Below are 19482 nucleotides of genomic sequence, written 5' to 3' on the forward strand. Positions count from 1 at the left end.
TTTATGCACGAACCCAACGACAGCAGCGATTCGCCACTCAGGATCGGGTCGCTGTTCAGCGGCTACGGCGGCCTCGACCTCGCCGTCGAGCACGTCTTCAACGCCAGAACGGTGTGGTTCTCCGAACTCAACGAGCCCGTCGCCCGAGTCTTCGCCAAGCACTGGCCCGACGCGCCGAACCTGGGCGACATCACCACCATCGACTGGCGCCAGGTCGAGCCAGTGGACATTCTCATCGGCGGGTTTCCTTGCCAGGATGTGTCCACGGTTGGCAAGCGCGCTGGCCTCGCGCCCGGCACGCGCTCGGGACTCTGGGCACACATGGCCGAAGCGATCGACGCGCTCCAACCCGAATGGGTCGTCATCGAGAACGTCCGCGGGCTGCTGTCCTCACCCGCCACGAGGCCACCCGTAGAAGGAGACGATCATGAACAACGCAACCCCGGTGACGCAACCCCCGACGGCGCAACCCTTCGCGGCCTGGAACCCGACCCGTGGCGTCTGGGAGACGACGCAGCTCGACCTCTACGGGCTATGGGCGCCCTTCTCGGGGATATGGCCGACCTGCGGATGGATGTGCGATGGGTCGGTCTACCGGCTTCCCTTGTCGGCGCTCCTCACCAACGCTTCCGCATCTTCGCCCTCGCCCGGCGCGCTGTTCCGCACCCCGCTGGCGAGCGACTCATCGCGCGGCGGGGAGACACTCGATCAGGTGCGAGCCCGGCGTGGGACGATCGCGCTCTCGCACCAGATCATCGACTTCGCACTTCACGGGCCGGCTGGCTCGTCGAGCAGGCGAGCCGAGTCGGAGACGCTGTGGTCCCTGATCGACGGACTGTTCAACGCTGGGGACGCTACGCCGACGCCATCGCCCGCTGGGAACACATCACCGGACGACCCGCACCCGCGCCAGCGCTCCTGAACGACGGCGAAGGCCCGCGCCCAGCACCGGCATTCGTGGAGTGGCTGATGGGCCTGCCGACCGGCTGGGTCACTGCCAGCGACGAGTTGACGCAGAACCAGCAGATCACGGCACTTGGCAACGGGGTGCTACCGCTCCAGGCCGTGACCGCGCTTTCGCTGCTCACCGCCTGACCGGCTGGCGACTATGCGGGAGGTTCGTCCTCTGGTGTGCCCGGCGTCGTCCCGAGAGCGGCGAGGAGACGGGTCCGGATGCGCTGTTTGCGCTGCTCAAAGAACGCGGTGAAGTCGCCGAGGTCGAGTGGGAGCCCGTCGAGGTCGTTCTCGGCCAGGTATGTTGCCCGCTTTTCGTCGCTGGGGAACGCGGACTCAATCCATGCGGCAGGGAGGCTGTCTTGCTTCTCGATGTTCGCGGTACCTGCGAGGAGCTGGAGGTTGGGCAGGAGGTTCACGGCAGCCAGGTAGTCGTCGATCTTGTCGGCGGGAACACCTGCCTCGGTGAGCTTCTTCTTGGTGAAGCGCGACTTCGGGAAGATGTGGTCCTCGTGGAACTTCTTGCTCAGGTCCAGCCCGGGATACAGCACTGAGAGAACCGAGAACGTCCGCTGGCCGGCGTACTTGAGGTTCAGCAGTTCGTCGATCTCAGCGTTGTCGAACGCGAGGCTCTTGCCGACGGCTGCCATGGCCTCCTCGACCGCTGCTACCGGGAAGTCACCCTCCGCGTTCGTGCGGAGGACATCGCGGATGCGTGTCAGGAGGGTGTCGAGACCCGATCCCCAGATGCCGCGCTTGACCAGCGACCGGGTCACCCATCGTTGGAGGGCCAGCCTGTCGGCCGCGTCCGCGGTGGAATCGAGATAGGAGTCGCCCGCGCCTCGCAGATGCAGGTAATGCGCGACGGGCACGATCACGCTGTTCGCGGTGAGGTTGCGCTCGTTGTACCCGAACTGCTGCAGTAAGGTCGCGGCCCGGAGCAGGGCACCCTTGATCTGCGGCCAGGCCGCCTCGACCTTCGCCATGTTCCCTTGCGTGAAGTTGGTGACCTTAAACCGCACATCGACGTCAGCGATCGTCAGCGCTGTTTTCAGCACCACATCCTTCGAGAAAGAGAACTGTCGCCCGGCGTTGCTGTTGATCTCCGAGACCAGCGAGCGGACCTCTTCGCGGGCGTCCAGCTCTTGCCACTGGTTCGTAGCCATCGATAGCAGCAGGTCGGAGTACGACAAGGTCGTGCCGCCGCTGTTGACCCGGACGAAGATTTCCAGCACCTTGTCGGCATCCTGATCGGTGACCAGGAAGTAGTTCATCGGCTTCAAGACACGTACAGCCTCATACAGGTCGTAGAGCCGCTGGAAGGCGTCGGCCGAACCCGCGATCCCACGCTGCTCCAGTTCACGCATGATCGCCGGACCCGCGTTGGCGAGATCGAGCACCGCCCCGACGCGGAACCACTTGTTGGCCTCGCCTTCGGCAGGTGCCGCCTCCCGGTCCGTGAGAAACCGCAGGTCGTACTTCGTTCCGAGCTCTTCGTCGTCAGGCTCATCGACGAGGTTCAGGTAGAGACGCTTGACGGGGAACGCGTCAGCACTGTTCCACCACGCGTACTTCTTCTTCTCCGCGTAGCTGCCGTACAGGGCGATGTTCAACGAAGTGAGTCGCTGCTGCCCATCGAGGACAGCGGTGGTTCCGCTCCCGGAAGGCACCGTTGCCTTGTCTGCGTACGGGTTATCGCGCTCGTGGTAGTTCGTCAGGAACTCGTAGAACGTGTACGACTGGGCGGTCTCCGGCTTGACATCCCAGAGCAGGAACGAGCCGACCGGGTACCCGCGCATGAGGCTGTCGACGAGCTTGGTGATTTGGTCAGCACCCCAGACGAACTCACGCTGGATCGCAGGCATCAAGTACTCGCGCTTGTGGATGGCAGTGAGCATCTCCTCGATGCTGCGCGGGGTCTGAAACGACATGCGGTATCTCTCAGTCAGGCTGGCGGAAGGTCAGACGATGGTCTCGTCATCGATGGCGACCACGGTGTCGTAGAGGCCGTAGTGCCGCAGGCCCTTGTGGGATTCGATGCCGGTGTAGGACAGGGATGAGTCTTCGTAGCGGCGGAAGGCGAAGACGGCTTGGTTCATGTGGGTGGCGTTGAAGACTCCCAGGTTGACGAGGAGGTGGAAGTCCTCGACGGTCAGGCCGGTGACGGTTCGGAAGAGCCCGGGTTCGAGCTTGGTGATGACGTCCTGGAGGGTGTTCTCGCGGAAGTCGGTCAGGTACATGAACGCCGGAATACGGGTGGCGAACTTGACCAACTTCTCCTGAATCTGCTTCCGCTTGGACTTGTACTCCTTCTCCTCCGCCGTGAGTTCCTTCTTCTCCGCCGGAGTGATGTCCTCGCCCTTCTCCTTCTTCGCCTTCTTCACGGCGTCGCTCTTGTTCACGACGGTCTCGAAAATGTCGTTGCCCAGCGCGCGGAAGCCTTCGATGTTCATGACGGCGTTGAGGGCGTCGGGGTTGTTCATGATCTTGCGCAGGGTGTCATTGTCGACGTTGACGAGGATCGCGGACTCCCACTTGCGGGCCAGGAGGGTCGCAGAGGTGCCCGACATGGCGATGTCGAGGATGCCGCCTGCATCGACCTGGGTCATGTTCGACCCGTCGTAGGCCAACACGGGCAGGAACTTCACGAGCTCTTCGACGGCTTGCTCGGGGTTCGGCGTCTCCGGCGAGAGACCAGCCCCGTAGTCGGCGATCTGACGCAGCGCGCGGGTGGGCGCGAAGTCGAACACGAAGCACACGGGCTTGAGGACTGCTTCGGCGCTCGGGTTGTCTCCGTCGGGGTTCTTGATCGACCACGGTGACTGCACGCGGAACGCTGCCTGGAAGTACGTCTCGGGTGAGTTGAGGTTGCGCAACATCAGGATCGAGGACCACTGCTTGACGGTGACACCCGTAGTGAGTTTGCCGCACGACAGGGTGATCGTCTTGGTGTCGTGGCCGTCGCCGATCGCCGCCCGCACTGGCGGGAGAGCATCCAGCCCGATGCCCGCGCCGGCGCCCGCGACGACGAGGACCTTGTAGTCGTGCCAGAACACGTTCTGCTTCTCCGCGAGCAGGTTCGACATTGCCTCGCAGGCAGCAACATTGGGTAGGAACCAGAACGAGTGCTGGAGGTACGGCAGGAGCCGGACATCGGAGTACGGGAATGGCGGGCGGGTGCCCATCCGCATCGCGTCGACCTGGGTGGGCAGGTGAGCACCGCGGATGAGATCGAGCCACTTCTGTACGTCGGTCTTGTGGGTGAACTCGGCGTCCTTGCCGATCCCCTTTGCCTCGAAGAACTCGTTGAGGTCGAACTCGTCGAACTCGCCCTGGTTCGCAACGGCAATCAACTCGTCAGGCATCTGATAGGTGAACAGGCGCATCTCCGGGAGCGCCCCGTACGGATTCCAGGCGTCCGGGTGCGCGACGGCGTACTCGGCTTTGGCGCGCTGCTCGTCGGTGTAGGTCCAGTTGAAGATTTGCTCCTCGATGAACTCACCGGTTGCCAGCGCCTTGAACGGTGTGCCCGACAGGTACAGGTAGGCGCGGGTCGTGATCGGCAGGAAGTCGTCCTCGTCGTTGCCGAGCTCGTCGAGCTCCTCGTCGAAGGCCACCAGATCATCGTTGTACTCGGCGGCCAGTTCCTTCTGCTTGACCTTCTCGTCCTCGCCCTCGAACAGCTCCTTGGCGGACTCTCGCCAGGCACCGAAGTGGTACTCGTCGAAGATGACGAGGTCCCAGTTGGTGGTGTGAACCCACTCGTTCTTCGCTTTGATCAGCCCGGTCTTCCGGTCTCGCCCAAGCAGGTCCTGGAACGATCCGAAATAGACCAGCGGCCTCGCCTTGTCGGCATCGTCCGGGCTACCCCCGGTAGCCGAGGAGAGGTACTGCCAACCGTCGAAGTCAGCGTGCGACTCCAAGTCGGTCTGCCAGGCATCCTCCACCGCAGGCTTGAAGGTCACCACGAGGATGCGTTTGGCGCCGAGTCGCTTCGCGAGCTGATAGGAGGCGAAAGTCTTTCCGAAGCGCATCTTGGCGTTCCACAGGAACCGCGGCACCGCCTGGGAATCCTCGGACCAGATCGAGTCGTAGTAGGCCTCAGCCTTGTTCACGGCGCTGGCCTGCTCCGGGCGCATCGGGAACGTCTCATGATGGGTGCCGCTAAGTTTCACGCCGGTGCGAAGCTCTGTGATCGCCGTGCGCACATCATCCGGGTTGCAGCGCATCCACTCTCGCGCTGAGCCGAACGTCGGATTCTCGAAACCCTTGTCGATCAGACGTTGGCGCACATCCGAGTCACGGAACACTGACCCGTCGCCACGTTCGGCGAGTTCATCAATGTGCAGCGTGTAGGCCTGCTGCATCTGCCCCTGCGACTCGCGGATGCGCGCGTTCACGTCCGCCTTCGTCGTCTGACCCACCTTGAGGAGGCCCGCGTATCCGGCTGGCGGATCGTTCGGCGACCACGCGTAGATGCGCAGCCTTGATTCGGGTTTCTCAGGAAACAGTCGACTCATGCGATTGGCGGAGTCCAACTCGTTCGCAGCCACAGCTAGTCTTCCCACGCAACCGGCTTGACCAACATGTCGATGAGCGCGATCTCTTCGTCCGTAATCTGATAGCGCGCGTAGAGTGCTTGGTCGTCCCAAGGGACTGAGAAATCGAGTTGCGGCACCAGCCGGTAGACACGCTGAGTCACGTGCTGGGAAGCACGCAGCGCGAGGACGAGGAACCGAAACAACTGCGTCCTCATATAGGAGCGTGCGTTGAGGCACTCGCGCTCACTGCTGAAAGGACCAACCACGAGGTAGGTCTCGGTGCAGGCTGTTCCGGGGCCACCCACAAGCGGGTTCGACAGAACGAGGTGCGGATAGTCGTCGCTTCCAGGGCTGGCGTACGGGACAAACAGTTTCCATTGGTTCGCCCACTGCGCGTTCTCCACCAGCTGCTGTTCCGAGACATATCCCGCCGCGCCAAATCGGCGTAGTTCGATCGCTCGAAGATCTGTAGGCTTCGACGAGAAGTCAGCGAAATTGGTCGGTAGCCCGAACGGCTTCCGCGCCGAGACCAATGTAGCGAAGGATTTTGACCCGGGCAGAGCCAGGTCGTGATCCTGCCCCGTTTCTACTTGGATGACCTTGGCAAGAATGTCAACAGCAGTGCCGAAGCGAATGAACGTGTCCAAACCTGGTTCCAGCAGAGGCCGGGCCGTAGACCCGAAATCCGTGTTGCCCATATGGTTCGTAACGGTGACATGGCCGCGGCGATCCCTTTCCCAGAGAAAGTACATGATGCCACCGCGGACGTTGAGGCCAGGGAAAACGTCGTTAGTGTCGGGGTAATCGTGGATGACGGAGAGCCTCGAATCGGTCAGCATCTCCTGCCGAAACTCATTGAGACCTTTCCCGCCCGCGTACCATCGAGCGGGTATCACAAGTGACAGGTAGCGCGGATCGAGCGACTTCGCAGACTCCACAAACTTGTTGTAGATCGGCTGCGCGCTGGAACCAGCCCCTCCGTCATCCAACTGGTAGGGCGGATTGCCAATGATGACGTCGAACTGCATGTTGTCTCCGAACAGCTCCGCGATGCGAGCTTTGATGTCGTCGGTGTGGATGAAGGCGTAGGCGTGAGTCTCAAGGTCGTCACCGCGTGCGTAGTCGTCCTCGCCCGCGCCGCAGTAGATGCACTTGCGGTTGGTATGGACGATGACTTCTTCGCTGGTCAGCGGATCGGATCGGAACTCTCGTTTCCCGCCGCCCCAGGTGTGCTCGGTGCGCTCGAACCAGATGTTGCCGCCCTCGGTCGTGAAGGACTTGGCGATCGAGTGCGGGCCGTTGGCGAACTTCGAGCAGTAGACGCTCCGGCGCGCAAGCAGCGCAGTGAGCTGGGTGATCCCGATGCCGAACACCTGATGGGTGAGGATGTGATCGACGCGTTGGTCGAGGTCGGGGATTGCCAGGACCAGTCCGTCGGTGAGTCGACGGACGATCTCGCGGAGGAACACGCCGGACTTGGTGAACGGATCGAGGAACGTGACATCGGGGTTGGCCCAGATGTCTGCGCCGTCGTTGGCGTCTGCCCACGCGGTTGTGAGCGTATCGAGCATCTGGTTCGCGAACTCTGGCGGGGTGAAGACCTCGTCGTTGGACAGGTTCGCGATGCAGGTCAAGACATCCGGGTTGTGCCCTCGGAGAGTGAAAGGTGCAAGGCTCACGCGGCGGCCTCCGCGATCTGGCTGAAGGTCATCGTCGGATAGGTCTGCGCGGGAACGAACAGGTCGTCGTCGTCGAGTTCGCCGAACAGTGTCCCCTCGTACGAGGCGCGCTGAGTGAGATCGTCGTAGCGGAAGTCCCGCCTCTGGAACTTCCCCTTGCCGAGGTAGCCCCACTCAGGAAAGGTAATCGGCTGACCGCCAGGCACGGTCATAGTCAAGGCATCGCCCTGGACGATGTTCACGGCTAGAACCGCGCGTGCCGCTCGCGCCCACGGGTCATCGCTGCCGATATCCAAGAACGTGTTGAACACCTCGGCAAGATTGTCCCGGCACTCCTCGGCATTGTCTCCGAGGAGCTCAATGCCGTAGGTGCACATCAGCGCGAACAGCGCGTAGTGACGCTTCTCGAAGTCGCTTCCGCCATGGCGAAGCTGGACGGTCACGAGCTTGCGGGCCAGAACCGGGACAAGGAAGTTCCCCGAGCCGCAAGCGGGCTCAAGCACGCGAGAATCGATCCGCTCAGACTCATGCTTGACGAGATCGAGCATGTCCTCGACCATCCACCCCGGCGTGAACACCTCGCCGTGATCCGCAACGCGCTGCTTGGACTTCACCAAGCGCTGGGCTTCACTCAGCGTCATCGTCTCCCCTTCCCGTACTCGCTGTCACGATCGTAGGAGCGACCGCTGACATTCGCGTGGGCTGCTGAGCGGTCTCGTCGTCGCTGGCCGCCGCTCCCGCACGCACCCACTCGTCGATCTCGCTGGCTTGGAACTTCCAGAGGCGCCCGACCTTGTGGGCGGGCATGGCCTTCTCGGCGATCCAGGTGTAGACGGTGTCTTTGGTGACCCCGAGGTGGGCGGCGATGTCGTCTGCGGACAGCCACGGCTCAGCCACGTTGGTCCTCCCTCGCTCTATGGCCCAGGCAGGCCAACACTCTCGATGATACCGGTGGAGGTACTGCTTGAGTTGGGTTTCTCCGGGCGTGGCCGAACGAGATGGGTGCCGAGCGGAGCCTCTGCTCGGCCCATCAGCCCCGGACACGCGCCCGTTGCCAGGTCGTCACTGCCTCATGCCAACGGTCGGAATCGGTGTTCCAGGAGAGCGTGTGCCCGGCGTCGAAGGTCTCAAGGGACACGAGTTCGGGGCGTTGGTCTCGGAGTGTTTGTGAGAGCCGGACCGGCACGGAGTCGTCGTGCACGCCGTGGAGGATGAGTGTGGGCGTGGCGAGGTCTGCGGCCCTCGCGGTCCAGTCGAAGGATCGGAGCGGGATGCGGCTCGGTAGGCCGGCGAGGCGAACGAGCGGCTCAATCGTGAGCCACGGGACGGCGAGGTAGCCGACCGCGGCGGGGAGCCCGCTGCGTGCGCAGTTCGTCTTGATGACTTCGGTCCAGTCGAGGACCGGCGAGTCGAGTATGAGTGCAGCGATCAAGCCCTCGTGTCGGGGCCGGTCGGCGAGTTGCAGGGCGATCGCGGCTCCCATTGACCACCCGAACAGCATGATCTGTCGGGCTCCTCGTCGGACGGCGTATCCGATGGCTTCGTCAACGTCTGCGGTCTCGGTGTGGCCGAGGGTGGATCGGCCCGTACCGAGGCGGGGGCCTTCTGCGGTGTTGCGGTATGTGACGACGAGGGAGTGTAGCCGAGGTCGGTTGCAGCGAGGACGCCACGGAGGGTGCCCGCGCGGGTGCTGCCGAGGCCGTGGATGTGGATGGCCCAGGTCGAGGGGTCGCCGTCGATACGCCAGGCCGGGCATTGCCCTGCGGGAGTGGTGATGGTGATGTCGCGGGTTTTGAGTCCGGCGTCGGCTGGGGTGGCGTAGTAGATGCCGCTCCACGAGGCTCGATCACCGTGCGTGAGCGACAGTCCTGGTGAAGTCCCGGTGACGGTGCGGGCGATCTGGCCGGGGCCGCGATCGGATACTTCTGCTGCGAGTTGCACCCAGCCGCCGTGTTCAATCCAGAGGTTGTAGATGCCTCGGGCGGTGGTCTGGTCGTTTCGGTCGAGCACGATCCGCTGGTGGCCGTCGTCGTCTTGCTCGATGTCATGGATCGTGAGGTCGAAGCTGCGAGGGCCGGCTGGTGCGGTGAGGCGTCGCGTGATTGCCCAGCCGGTGCCGAGTGCGCTGGCGGTGAGGAGTCCGGCTCCGAGAGCGATGGCCCGTTTCATGAGGGGCGTTCCTCGTTGGGTGGTGCTGCGTCGTCGTCTCCGCCTCTGTCGGGTGCGGTATCGGGGTCTTGTTCGCCGAGGAGGTGTTGTTCGGCGGTTTGGAGCAGCGCACGCTCGTTGTCGGTGATGGTGAAGGTGACGCGGCCGTCGATCATGGCGTCGCGGATTTCGACGATCTTGCGGTGGAGACGCCCTTCGGGGTCGTCGGCCTGCGCGGCGCGGGGTTCGGCTTGGCTGAGGCCGGGCCGAACATCGGTGGCGCGTTCCCAGACTGGTTCGAGGCCGGTGGCGAGAGCTGTTGTGTGGCGGCGGCGTGCGTGATGCTGGGCGAGGCGCACCACGGGCTGTGCGGTGAATCCTGCGCAGAGGAACCCGAAGGTGAGCAGCGAGAGCAGCCCGTAAGTGGGCTGGACGGCATACATGAGGTTGAGTTGCCCGGTGACGTGGGCGATGTCCATGACGATCACCGCGACGCACAAGGCAACACCGAACGCCGAGCCCAGGGTCAGCAGTCCGGCGGGGAGTCGTTGGATGCCGTCGCTGCTGCGGTACTGGCGGGCGGCGAGGACCATCATGGTGGCGATCACGACGCCGCAGTAGACGAAGTTGATGATCGAGTACGCAGCGGTAGCGGGCTGGTCACCAAGGTCTGCCATGAACCGGGTGGTCGTCTCATCGCGGTCGATGAAGAAGAACGCGACCGTGATCGCGGCCAGTGACACGAGCAAGATGGGCAGGCTGACCGTGACGCGAACGAGTTGAGGCCGGTAGTGGCCGGTGTGCATGACACCGCGGCCGAGGAAGAACAGCCCGGTCATCAGCAGGGCGTCCGCGATGAGGGTGGCGATGTTGGTTCCTCCCAGGAGCGGATCGACGGACTCGTAGACGGCGTCCACGTTCAGAGTCATCGCGATGGCGATGGTGATCGCGGCGTAGGTGACGCTGTGGTCGGCGCGTTTGCGGCGGAAGATGAGCAGGCTCGCCACGAGCGCCCACATCAGGGCCGCGACGAGCGTCTGGATCATCCGAAGACCTCCGAGTAGCGGGTCTCGGCGAACACCGATCCTCGAATGCCTGCGGCAAGGCGGTCGGCGAGGGACTCGGCGGCGATCTCGGTCTCACAATCGATGTCTTGCCGCTTGAGCAGTCGCCCGCGGGTGTAGGGCGGGATGTTGGGCAGGAGCAGGTCCTCGGCCGGGCAGTTGTCGCCTTCGCAGTGGCCGAGGATCATGTGGGCGAACTCGTGCAGGACGAACTGCTGGCGGTGCAGCGCGGAGTCGCTGCGGGCGTGGAGCACGATGTCGTCGGTATCGGTGACCAGCCAGACCGCGCAGATGCCGTCGCTGGTGTCGAGGTCGGCGAGTTCGACGATGCGGAGCTGACGGTTTCGGCGCGCACGTATCGCGGTGAGGAGGTCGTCGAGGGTGAAGGTGCTGCCGAGCTGTAGGCCCGCGACGGCCGCCGATACTGTCTGTTCGATATTCACGGTTCGCCCCTCTCTGTGGGGAGCAGGGACCGGTATCGGCACCGTGTCGCGCGACACCTGTCAGTGCTCGGGCATGTGGCTCATTTCCTCGTCCAGGAACTTGGTGATGGCGTGGAGTGCTTTCGGCGAGACGTCACCGAGGGTGCGGGCGGCGTAGGACTTCACCTTCGCTGCCCGCATGGACCGCACGAGGTCGAGCTGAGCTGCGACCTTCTCCGGAGTCTCGGCACCGTCGGCTCCCATGAGGAAGGCGGCATCGACATCGAAGAACGCGGCCAGTCCGTCGAACACGGCGGGGTCTTGGACGTAGCGGTGACCGTTGATCATGTATGTCCAGCGCGACCGGGACAGGTTGGTGCCTCGTTCTTTGAGGTAGCCCGCGATCTGCGAGTAGGTCGGTTCCGAGCCGGACTCGGCCTCGGCGACGTCCATCAGGAGACGCAGACGCTTGGCGAGGTCTTCAGCCGCAGCCTGGCTCTCGTCTTCGGTCATGGTGGCTGACCCCCTTCCCTTCGCGACGGGCAAGGCATCGATGTAGTCCACCCTCACGGGTGGTTGTGCATGCTCAACGCTACTCGTTGGGCATGCACAAATCAAGGCTTGCGCATGCTCAACGGTCGTGCTGCAATGGGAACTCCGGCCTCATTGAGCATGCTCAACAGACTGGTCGGGTGGGTCGTTCTCGCCAGAGAGGAGATGACGGATGCTGTGTTCCGCGCCGATCCCGGGCGGCTCTTCGCGCAGTCGCGCCGCTGTGCCAGGCCGCCCAGTGTCGCTGGCCTGGCAGGTGCGCTCCGGCCGTGGCGGGAGGGGTTGCCTACCTCGAAGGTGTACCGCCGCGCCCACGCGTGTCGTGGTGGTCGCGAGAGGAGACCCGGTCATGGCATCGACACTGGAGCAGCGGGCGGCGCGTGAGGCGAAGCTTGAAGAGTTGCACGAGAAGTTGACGGGCGCGGTAGAGCAGCTCGTTTCCGGCGACGACTGGCGCGACGCACTCGCGTTCGCTGCCCGGTTCCGCTCCCGCTCGTTCAACAACACGATGCTCATCTGGGTGCAACACCAAGTCGCGTTCGAAGCCGGTCGGGTACCCGACCCGTTCCCGATGCTCGTCGCTGGCTACCGGCAGTGGCAGGCGTTGGGGCGTCAGGTGATGAAGGGCCAGCCGGGCTACATGATCTTTGCTCCGGTGACGGGCAGGTTCGCCACGGCCACGCCGTCGGATGCCGGGTCGTGGCGGCGGCTGGGGCCACGGGAGAAGCCGCAGCCCGGTGAGGTGGTGCGCTCCCGCATGGTCGGCGCCCGGCCCGCGTATGTGTGGGATGTCTCCCAGACCGACGGTGAACCCCTCCCCGCCACGCCCATGCCGGTGCTGTTGGAAGGCGAGGCCCCGGCAGGGCTCTGGGAGGGCCTCGCCGAGCAGATACGGGCGGCCGGATTCGAGGTCGCGTCCGTGCCGGACGAGATGGCGATCATGGGCGCGAACGGCATGACCGACTACGAGGCGCGCACCGTGTCGGTGCGCGAGAACATGCCTGCTGCTGCACGAGTGAAGACGCTGGCGCACGAACTCGCGCATGTGCGGATGCACGATCCCGACGACATGGAGGCACGGCAGCATCGCGGCATCCGCGAGGTCGAAGCCGAGAGCGTCGCGCTGATGATCGGTGCCGCGCACGGCATGACCACCGATGGGTACACGATCCCGTACGTCTCGACCTGGGCCGCCCGCGTAGACGGCCAAGAGGCCGCCCAGGTGGTGCAGGCTACCGGCGAACGCGTCCGCAAGACCGCACTGGCGATCCTCGACCAGCTCGACACCCCACAACTCAGCGACGGCACCCCACCCGGCCTGGAACGCGACACCCCGGCAGCGAAGCCTACCCGCGCGTCGTCTCGGTCGGTTGAGCCTGACCGGCCGCATACTGCACCGGTGCTGGCGGGACGGGGGCTGTGATGCCCGACCCTCTCGACGTTCTCGCCGCGCTCATCGGAGTCGACCGGGCACCGGACCTCGCAGAAGCCGCACGAAGGCTTGCAGCGGCGGGCGTCCCGGTGTTCCCATGCGAGCCCGATGGGAAGCGACCGCTCACCCGTCGCGGGTTCCTCGATGCGGGCAGCGACGCTGCGCAGGTCGCGGCGTGGTGGTCCCGCACCCCAAACGCGAACATCGGCATCCCGACGGGTGCCGCATCGGGTGTTGTCGTGGTGGATGTCGATGTCCACGGCCCTATCGATGGTCGCGTGGCCTGGAAGCGCGCCGCCGACGCGGGACTCGTGGATGGGGCGGGTCTGCTGGTGCGCACCCCGACCGGCGGCACGCACGCCTACTTCCCGGCGACCCCAGGTGTGGAGCAGCGCTCGTGGCAGGCCGCCAACGCGGGTGTCGATTTCCGTGGTGACGGCGGCTACATCATCGCCCCGCCCTCCCAACGGACCATTGACGGCACCATGCGGCGCTACCGGATCGCCGACATCGCCGCCCACTCGATCGGCGCTGTGGACGCAGGTCGGCTGCGGGATTTCCTCGACCCCCGCCCCGCCGCCCCAACGCGTGCCAGCGGCGGCGAGGTGGCTGTGGATGCTGAGCGGCTCGCGGCCTGGGTTGCCGGGCGGGGTGAGGGCGAACGGAACCGGGGCCTATTCTGGGCCGCCTGCCGCCTTGCCGAGAACGGCACCCCATCCACCGACGCACTCGATGCGCTCGGCCCTGCCGCAGCACAGGCCGGACTCAGCGAGCGTGAGATCACCACAACCGTGCGCTCGGCCTACCGAGCCACCCAACCCACACCCGCTCCGCGCCCCTCGGCCGATGCGCCTCGTGGTGGGGCGGATCACTGGTGCAGCCGCTCCGCAGCACCGTCGGCGGTCTCTCTCGGCAGGGCAGGGCTGTGATGCGTGAGACGAGTCCGCAACGCTGGGCCGCTGGAACAGCGGTCGCGGGGACGGTGTTCATCGCCGCCGGGGCATTCTGGCTGTCCTTCACCTCACTGGCCGATCTGGCCGCACGCTCCGGGATCGGGGCCGGGCAGGCGTGGGCGTGGCCGCTGATCGTGGACGGCATCATCGTCGTCGCCACCGTCGCCGTCGTCGCACTCGCGGGTCAACGTTCGGCCTGGTACCCGTGGGCGCTGCTGGTCGGCGGCGCGCTCGTGTCGGTGACGGCGAACGCGATCCATGCCGTCGTCGCCGCTGACGCCGACGTGCCACGCATCCTCGCCGCATCGGTCGCCGCTGTCCCTCCCGTGGTGCTGCTCGCGATCACCCACCTCACCGTCATCCTCACCCGCGCCCCGGTTCCCCCACCAGAATCTGACGCGCCAGACCAGGCCGGCGTCACCGTGCGTGCCGGGACTTCCGCCGAGTCAGCGTCGAGCCCACTGGAAGCAGTCTCGGCATCTGCCGGTCCCGGCGAACTCTTCCCGGTCCCTGCCGAGGCCGACTCGCTCGATCCGGCGGACCGTCGAGCCGCTGGGTGGGAGCTACGGGAGGCGGGGTGGTCGAACAAACGGATCGCCCGCGAGCTCGGCGTGCACCCCTCGACCGTCGGCCGCTGGTTCGCGCCCGCACACCTTCCCACTGACATCACCGAGTCCGCCGACGAGCGGGAGGAGACCACCTCATGAACAGCACCGACAACCCGCAGCACACCGACCCCCGCCATGACCGGCAGCGCGTCGCGCCGAGCCCAGCCGACGAGGCACTCTCCGTACCTCGGGATCGCCCCGAACCCGAGGCCGCGACGACGCCGGAGGCAGTGCGGGCCGCGCAGGTCGCTCGAACCGGGAAGCAGCAGACCGCCGCGGTGCGTGGCCGGGGCGTGGAGTGGGTGCGCCCGACCGATCTGATCGCCCGCCACTCCGCACACGCCGCGGGGCGTGGTCTCGATTTCCAGGCCGAGCTGGCCCGCCGCACCCGCACGCCGCTGCGGATCGGGATGCAAGCCGCTCGGGATCGGGCACGTCGCCTGCCGCCGATCACGGCGTTCGGGCGACGCACCGTCACCACGTCGGCCCCAACGCGGCCTGGGGTCGGGATGGGGTGACAGGTTGTGGTCAAGACGGCAACCACCGCAGGAGGGCGCGTTCGTGGGAACGGGCGCGCACCTACCTGCCAGGAGGTGCCGACACCATGACCACAACCACCACCCCCAGCGGCGAGTTCGAAGCCGAGGACTTCACGACCGGCGAGGGCCTTCGTGCCCTGCTGCACCGGCTCCACACCGGCGGTGAGCACGCCTGGGTCAACGATCCGGTCGCCCGCGACCTGATGGAGTTCGCCGCCGAGAAGTACAAGGCGCTGGCGCGCAAGCACCGCCTCGATACCTGGGAGGCTGTCGCGGCGGCGTTCGACGCGATGCAGAACCGCTCCACCCGCGAAGCCAACGACCCGTGGGCGATCATCACCCACGCCGTGCGGATCACCTGCATATACGAAGAACGCGCCCAAGGCCTCCTCTGCTCAGTGCACCAGGCCCGCCGCTCCCACGTCTCCGCGTTCCACGACCCCGAACGATTCTCCGACCGCGACACCGCACTGGCCGACTACCATCCCGCACTCCAGGTCCGCGACGACCTGCCCAGCGACCTTGAAGCCGACCCACATGAGCTGCTGGGTTCGGCGCAGGCGTGCATGTCAGCCATATCCGCTGCGGAGGACGCGATCGCGCTGCTGTGCCTGCTCGACTGGCCCGCCGACACCGCGCGAGCCTCGGTCGAACACGTCTGCGGGGCACTCACCAAAGCCGGAACCCGCCAGTCCGCGTACGAGGCGCTCCGCCGCGACCGGCACGCCCGCGCGCTCCTCGACCTGCCCCGCCGCACCTGGACCGTACTGCTGCGAGCGTTGCTCGGGAACGCGCACCCCGCCTACGCGGCCACCACGACCGGGCGCGGAGTGCTGCTGCGGCTGCTCCTCGGCGAGACCGTGGAACTGCTGCTGCGCGACGACGACCTGATCCTCGCCCTCGCCATAGCTGCGCCCAGAGCCCGGGGCGGTGACCAGCGATGACCGACCCGCAGACCGGTATCCAGCTCGACCGGGCCGTCGATTCCCTGACCGTCGGTCAGCGCCACCGCACCGACCTCGGCGATATCGACGCCCTCGCGGCGTCTATCGACCGTGATGGGCTGCTGCAACCGTTGACGATCACCATCGACGGGGTGCTTGTCTGCGGGGCACGCCGCCTGGCAGCGATCAAGATGCTCGGCTGGCGCACCGTCAGCGTCTGGGTACGTGGTGGCCTGTCGGACAGGCTCGGGAAACTCCTCGCCGAGCAGGACGACAACATGCTCCACAAGCCCTACACCCAGCTCGAAGCCGCCGGTCTCTACCGCGAGATCAAGGAAGTCATGGCCGAAGACGCCGCCCGCCGAAAGTCAGCAACCCGGTTCAGCACCGAAAACCAGCCAGGAAACGACGGTCCCGCAAAATTTGCGGGACCGTCAGGTGCGCTCGGCGACGCACGAGAACTCGCCGCCGCGATGATCCCCGGTGGCGCTTCACATACCACGCTGGAGAAGGTCGGCTACATCGAAGAGATCGCCGCCAACCCCGCCCAGCCCGAGACGATTCGCGCGGAAGCGGCGGCGGCGTTGGAACGGATCGAGGCAGGCGACCCCGTGCATCCGCTCTACCAGGCGATCCACGAATCCGCCGAGGCCGCGCGTGAAGTGCGCGAGGCGACGATGCACGCACTCGCCGAGGATGCCGTCGCCCGCGCCAACGCGATGAAGAAGGGCAAGAAGCCCAAACCCAGACTCAAGCCAGGCGTGCCCGACGACGCACCACCCGTGCGGTACCCGGTTCGAGCATTCGTCCAGACCTGGGGCGAACTGGCCAACTGGTGGACCCACTACGACGCCGACACCCTCGCGAACGAGCTGACCGACGAGCAGTTCGACAACTTCCTCACCACCGTCGAGGGCACCACGCGCTTCGCCAACGACCTCCACGCCGCCCGCGACACCCACGCCGCAAAGCCGATCCTGCGCGCCCTCTGACCACCGGCACGGGTGCCGGGTGCGCACCTGCTCGGCATGAGCCCTGCACCCACTGATCCCCGGAACCGCCGCCGACTCGTCGCCCTCATCGCCGCCGGCATCGTCCTGCTGCTCCTGGCCGGCGTCGGCGTCTACGGACTCCTCACCGGCCCCCGCACCACGACTTCGAGCATCGACGATCCGAAACCCGGCCCGGTCACGACGGAGGCGCCGACCGTGCCGCCGGGTACACCCCGAGCGCCCCAGGTTCCGGCGGTTCCGCGTTCCGCCGACCCCGAGACTTTCGCTCAAGGCGTCGCGTCCACGCTGTTCGCGTGGGACACCGCCTCGGGGCTGTGGCCGCTGGACTACACCTCGGCGATCCTCGCGGTCGGTGACCCCAGCGGTGACGAGCAGGCCGGGCTCGCCTCCGACGTTGCCGCCTACCTGCCGAACCGGGACGCCTGGATCGAGCTGCGCCAGTACGCCACCAGCCAGTACCTCACCATCGACATCGCCTACGTGCCGGACGCTTGGGCTGATGCCGTCGAGCAGGCACAGCCAGGACAGCTCGCCCCCGGAACGGTCGCAGTCACGATCGAGGGCACCCGCCACCGCGAAGGCGTCTGGAACGGGCAGCCGGTCACCTCAGAGCATCCGGTCGCGTTCACGGTGTTCGTGGTCTGCGGCCCGACGTATCCGACCTGCCATCTGCTGCGGTTGTCGCAGCTCGACAATCCGCTGCGCTGACAGGTGGCGTCGTGTTCCGCAAACTCGCCATCGCAGCCCTCGCGCTCCTGTTCTTCGCGCCCGCCGCAACGCTGCTCGGCATCGGTGTGCTGATGAACCCCGCCGCCGCCCACTGCGCCACGCCCGCTGGGAGCGTGAACCTCGGACCCGTCCCGGACTCGCTCACTGTGACCACCGCGAACGGCGAGACCTTCACCCTGAACCGTCAGCAGCTCACGCACGCGGCCACGATCATCGCCATCGGCAACGGACTCGACGACGTGGGGCGGCCGGGAATCAAGATCGCGCTCATGGCCGCGCTCACCGAGTCCACGCTGCGGATGCTCACCAACACCGGCACCTACCCCGAGTCGGCGAACTATCCGAACGACGGCAACGGCGGCGACCACGACTCCCTCGGCCTGTTCCAGATGCGCCCCCAATCGGGCTGGGGCACCGTCGCAGAACTCATGGACCCCAGCTACCAGGCCCGAGCGTTCTTCGGCGGGCCGACCGGCCCGAACTACCCCTCACCACGCGGCCTGCTCGACATCCCCGGCTGGCAGCAGATGGACCCCGGCGAAGCCGCCCAAGCCGTCGAAGTCTCCGCCTACCCCGACCGCTACCGCAACTACGCACCCGTCGCCGAAACCATCCTCACCGCCCTCACCAGCAGCAGCGGCAGCGGGTCTGGGCTCGGAACCGGTGGCCCTGCAACAGTGTCGTCGGCGTCGTCGCGGGTGGTGTTCCCACTGCCCGAGGGCACCTGGGTTGCCACTTCGCCGTTCGGGATGCGGGTGCACCCGATCACGGGCGAACGGAAGATACACACCGGCACCGACTTCGCCGCGCCCGACGGCACCCCGATCCTCGCCGCCGCGGACGGCACCGTCACGCACGCCGAGTTCTCCGGCGGCTACGGCGGCCTCATCATCATCGAGCACACCATCGACGGGCGCACCGTCGCGACCGCGTATGCGCACACATGGGAGAGCGGCATCCACGTCCGTGCCGGCGACCGGGTGAGCGCCGGGCAGCACATCGGCGATGTCGGCTCCTCGGGCATGAGCACCGGCGCACATCTGCACTTCGAGGTCCGGCCCGGCGGCACGAACGGCGAGGCCATCGACGCCGCCGCCTGGCTCAACCAGCACGGGGCCGCGAACCTGCCGACAGCGACCAGCGGATCACCCGCCGCCTGCAACACCGCCACGGCGGGCGCGCCGGCCGGCGTCGATGGAGACCCCGACCGGCTCGTCGACGATCCCACCAGCTCGGGCAAGATCACCGCCCGCATGCTGCACCTCTACCAGCAGACCCTCGCCGCGTTCCCCGACACCGGCTGGGGCTGCTACTCACCGCGCCCCGGCACCAAGTCCGAGCATCCCCTCGGCCGGGCGTGCGACATCACCTTCGGCAACCAGATCGGCCAACGCCCCAACCCCGCCCAGCTCGACGCCGGCTGGAGGGTCACGAACTGGATGAAAGACAACGCCGACGTTCTCGGCGTCCAGTACCTCATCTGGCAAGGCCAAATCTGGTCCGTCGCCCGCGACGCCGACGGCTGGCGACCCTACAACGGCGGCGGCATGCACGACCCCGCCTCAATCACCGGCGGCCACTTCGACCACCTCCACGTCACAGTCAAAGCAGGTGCGTGATGGGCGTCTTCCCCGACTTCGACGGCCTCGGCGGCATCGGAGACCTCCGTGCCGTCGTCGGAGCGCTCTTGACCTTCGTCCTCATCGTCGCTGTCCTGATGCTGATCGTCTCGGCGATTGTGTGGGCCATCGCGACCGCCCACGGCAACTACGCCACCGCAAGTAAAGGCCGAACCGGAGTCCTCGTCTCCCTCGGCGCTGCCGTCCTCGCTGGAGGCGGCGTCGCCTGGATGAACTGGCTCCTCAACCTCGGCCAGCAACTCTGATTCCAACCTTCTTCGAGCC

General features: G+C 66.2%; 20 protein-coding genes. 10 read left to right on the top strand and 10 right to left on the bottom strand.

Features of this window, described 5'->3' with window-relative positions:
* The first annotated feature begins 3 nt into the window (after positions 1–3).
* Positions 4–1095 (top strand): DNA cytosine methyltransferase, encoded by a 1092-nt coding sequence (locus M9952_01515; GenBank protein MCO5311603.1) that lies wholly within the window; start codon positions 4–6, stop codon positions 1093–1095.
* Positions 1096–1106: 11 nt separating this feature from the next.
* Here the strand turns inward: M9952_01515 and M9952_01520 are convergent, their stop codons facing one another.
* From M9952_01520 to M9952_01565, 10 genes are all read right to left on the bottom strand, one after another.
* Positions 1107–2819 carry a DUF262 domain-containing protein gene (locus M9952_01520; protein ID MCO5311604.1) on the bottom strand — a complete coding sequence of 571 codons (1713 nt, stop codon included), beginning with the start codon at positions 2817–2819 and terminating at the stop codon, positions 1107–1109.
* 96 nt (positions 2820–2915) lie between these two features.
* The gene (locus tag M9952_01525; GenBank protein MCO5311605.1) at positions 2916–5507 is read right to left on the bottom strand and encodes a hypothetical protein; all 2592 of its coding nucleotides are present in this window, start codon (positions 5505–5507) and stop codon (positions 2916–2918) included.
* Between the two features lie 2 nt (positions 5508–5509).
* Complete coding sequence (locus M9952_01530) at positions 5510–7174, bottom strand: Eco57I restriction-modification methylase domain-containing protein (GenBank protein MCO5311606.1); 1665 nt, start codon at positions 7172–7174, stop codon at positions 5510–5512.
* Positions 7171–7815, bottom strand: a complete 645-nt coding sequence (locus M9952_01535; GenBank protein MCO5311607.1) for an SAM-dependent methyltransferase — start codon at positions 7813–7815, stop codon at positions 7171–7173. The genes M9952_01530 and M9952_01535 overlap by 4 nt, the downstream gene beginning before the upstream one ends.
* Entirely contained in the window at positions 7802–8071 is a 270-nt protein-coding gene (locus M9952_01540; GenBank protein ID MCO5311608.1) for a helix-turn-helix domain-containing protein, read from the bottom strand. Before M9952_01540 ends, M9952_01535 begins: the two co-directional genes overlap by 14 nt.
* 133 nt (positions 8072–8204) lie before the next feature.
* Positions 8205–8711: a lysophospholipase gene (locus tag M9952_01545; GenBank protein MCO5311609.1), complete on the bottom strand. Its 507-nt coding sequence runs from the start codon at positions 8709–8711 to the stop codon at positions 8205–8207.
* Positions 8603–9343: a hypothetical protein gene (locus M9952_01550; protein MCO5311610.1), complete on the bottom strand. Its 741-nt coding sequence runs from the start codon at positions 9341–9343 to the stop codon at positions 8603–8605. Before M9952_01550 ends, M9952_01545 begins: the two co-directional genes overlap by 109 nt.
* Complete coding sequence (locus M9952_01555) at positions 9340–10368, bottom strand: hypothetical protein (GenBank protein MCO5311611.1); 1029 nt, start codon at positions 10366–10368, stop codon at positions 9340–9342. The genes M9952_01550 and M9952_01555 overlap by 4 nt, the downstream gene beginning before the upstream one ends.
* Complete coding sequence (locus M9952_01560) at positions 10365–10829, bottom strand: hypothetical protein (protein MCO5311612.1); 465 nt, start codon at positions 10827–10829, stop codon at positions 10365–10367. Before M9952_01560 ends, M9952_01555 begins: the two co-directional genes overlap by 4 nt.
* Positions 10830–10889: 60 nt before the next feature.
* Positions 10890–11321, bottom strand: coding sequence for a hypothetical protein (locus tag M9952_01565; protein ID MCO5311613.1), 432 nt, complete (start codon positions 11319–11321; stop codon positions 10890–10892).
* Between the two features lie 388 nt (positions 11322–11709).
* Between M9952_01565 and M9952_01570 the strand changes: the two genes are divergently transcribed.
* From M9952_01570 to M9952_01610, 9 genes are all read left to right on the top strand, one after another.
* A complete protein-coding gene (locus tag M9952_01570) occupies positions 11710–12783 on the top strand; it encodes an ImmA/IrrE family metallo-endopeptidase (protein ID MCO5311614.1) in 1074 nt (357 codons plus the stop codon).
* Complete coding sequence (locus M9952_01575; protein ID MCO5311615.1) at positions 12783–13721, top strand: bifunctional DNA primase/polymerase; 939 nt, start codon at positions 12783–12785, stop codon at positions 13719–13721. The genes M9952_01570 and M9952_01575 overlap by 1 nt, the downstream gene beginning before the upstream one ends.
* Entirely contained in the window at positions 13721–14452 is a 732-nt protein-coding gene (locus tag M9952_01580) for a DUF2637 domain-containing protein (GenBank protein ID MCO5311616.1), read from the top strand. The genes M9952_01575 and M9952_01580 overlap by 1 nt, the downstream gene beginning before the upstream one ends.
* Positions 14449–14871 carry a hypothetical protein gene (locus M9952_01585; protein MCO5311617.1) on the top strand — a complete coding sequence of 141 codons (423 nt, stop codon included), beginning with the start codon at positions 14449–14451 and terminating at the stop codon, positions 14869–14871. Before M9952_01580 ends, M9952_01585 begins: the two co-directional genes overlap by 4 nt.
* Positions 14872–14957: 86 nt before the next feature.
* Positions 14958–15836, top strand: coding sequence for a hypothetical protein (locus tag M9952_01590; GenBank protein MCO5311618.1), 879 nt, complete (start codon positions 14958–14960; stop codon positions 15834–15836).
* Positions 15833–16828 carry a ParB N-terminal domain-containing protein gene (locus tag M9952_01595; GenBank protein MCO5311619.1) on the top strand — a complete coding sequence of 332 codons (996 nt, stop codon included), beginning with the start codon at positions 15833–15835 and terminating at the stop codon, positions 16826–16828. The genes M9952_01590 and M9952_01595 overlap by 4 nt, the downstream gene beginning before the upstream one ends.
* A 36-nt stretch (positions 16829–16864) precedes the next feature.
* Complete coding sequence (locus tag M9952_01600; protein ID MCO5311620.1) at positions 16865–17557, top strand: hypothetical protein; 693 nt, start codon at positions 16865–16867, stop codon at positions 17555–17557.
* Between the two features lie 11 nt (positions 17558–17568).
* A complete protein-coding gene (locus M9952_01605) occupies positions 17569–19197 on the top strand; it encodes a M23 family metallopeptidase (GenBank protein ID MCO5311621.1) in 1629 nt (542 codons plus the stop codon).
* Entirely contained in the window at positions 19197–19463 is a 267-nt protein-coding gene (locus M9952_01610; GenBank protein ID MCO5311622.1) for a DUF6112 family protein, read from the top strand. The genes M9952_01605 and M9952_01610 overlap by 1 nt, the downstream gene beginning before the upstream one ends.
* Positions 19464–19482 lie beyond the last annotated feature (19 nt).

It is taken from the genome of Microthrixaceae bacterium, assembly GCA_023957975.1.
Classification (GTDB): domain Bacteria; phylum Actinomycetota; class Acidimicrobiia; order Acidimicrobiales; family Microtrichaceae; genus JAMLGM01.

Excerpts from the sequence above, each read along its gene's own strand:
- M9952_01555 (MCO5311611.1), bottom strand. The coding sequence starts at position 10,368 with ATGATCCAGACGCTCGTCGCGGCCCTGATGTGGGCGCTCGTGGCGAGC.
- M9952_01585 (MCO5311617.1), top strand. The coding sequence starts at position 14,449 with ATGAACAGCACCGACAACCCGCAGCACACCGACCCCCGCCATGACCGG.
- M9952_01590 (MCO5311618.1), top strand. The coding sequence starts at position 14,958 with ATGACCACAACCACCACCCCCAGCGGCGAGTTCGAAGCCGAGGACTTC.
- M9952_01610 (MCO5311622.1), top strand. The coding sequence starts at position 19,197 with ATGGGCGTCTTCCCCGACTTCGACGGCCTCGGCGGCATCGGAGACCTC.
- M9952_01565 (MCO5311613.1), bottom strand. The coding sequence starts at position 11,321 with ATGACCGAAGACGAGAGCCAGGCTGCGGCTGAAGACCTCGCCAAGCGT.
- M9952_01600 (MCO5311620.1), top strand. The coding sequence starts at position 16,865 with ATGAGCCCTGCACCCACTGATCCCCGGAACCGCCGCCGACTCGTCGCC.
- M9952_01575 (MCO5311615.1), top strand. The coding sequence starts at position 12,783 with ATGCCCGACCCTCTCGACGTTCTCGCCGCGCTCATCGGAGTCGACCGG.
- M9952_01515 (MCO5311603.1), top strand. The coding sequence starts at position 4 with ATGCACGAACCCAACGACAGCAGCGATTCGCCACTCAGGATCGGGTCG.
- M9952_01520 (MCO5311604.1), bottom strand. The coding sequence starts at position 2,819 with ATGCCTGCGATCCAGCGTGAGTTCGTCTGGGGTGCTGACCAAATCACC.
- M9952_01595 (MCO5311619.1), top strand. The coding sequence starts at position 15,833 with ATGACCGACCCGCAGACCGGTATCCAGCTCGACCGGGCCGTCGATTCC.
- M9952_01535 (MCO5311607.1), bottom strand. The coding sequence starts at position 7,815 with ATGACGCTGAGTGAAGCCCAGCGCTTGGTGAAGTCCAAGCAGCGCGTT.
- M9952_01550 (MCO5311610.1), bottom strand. The coding sequence starts at position 9,343 with ATGAAACGGGCCATCGCTCTCGGAGCCGGACTCCTCACCGCCAGCGCA.
- M9952_01570 (MCO5311614.1), top strand. The coding sequence starts at position 11,710 with ATGGCATCGACACTGGAGCAGCGGGCGGCGCGTGAGGCGAAGCTTGAA.
- M9952_01580 (MCO5311616.1), top strand. The coding sequence starts at position 13,721 with ATGCGTGAGACGAGTCCGCAACGCTGGGCCGCTGGAACAGCGGTCGCG.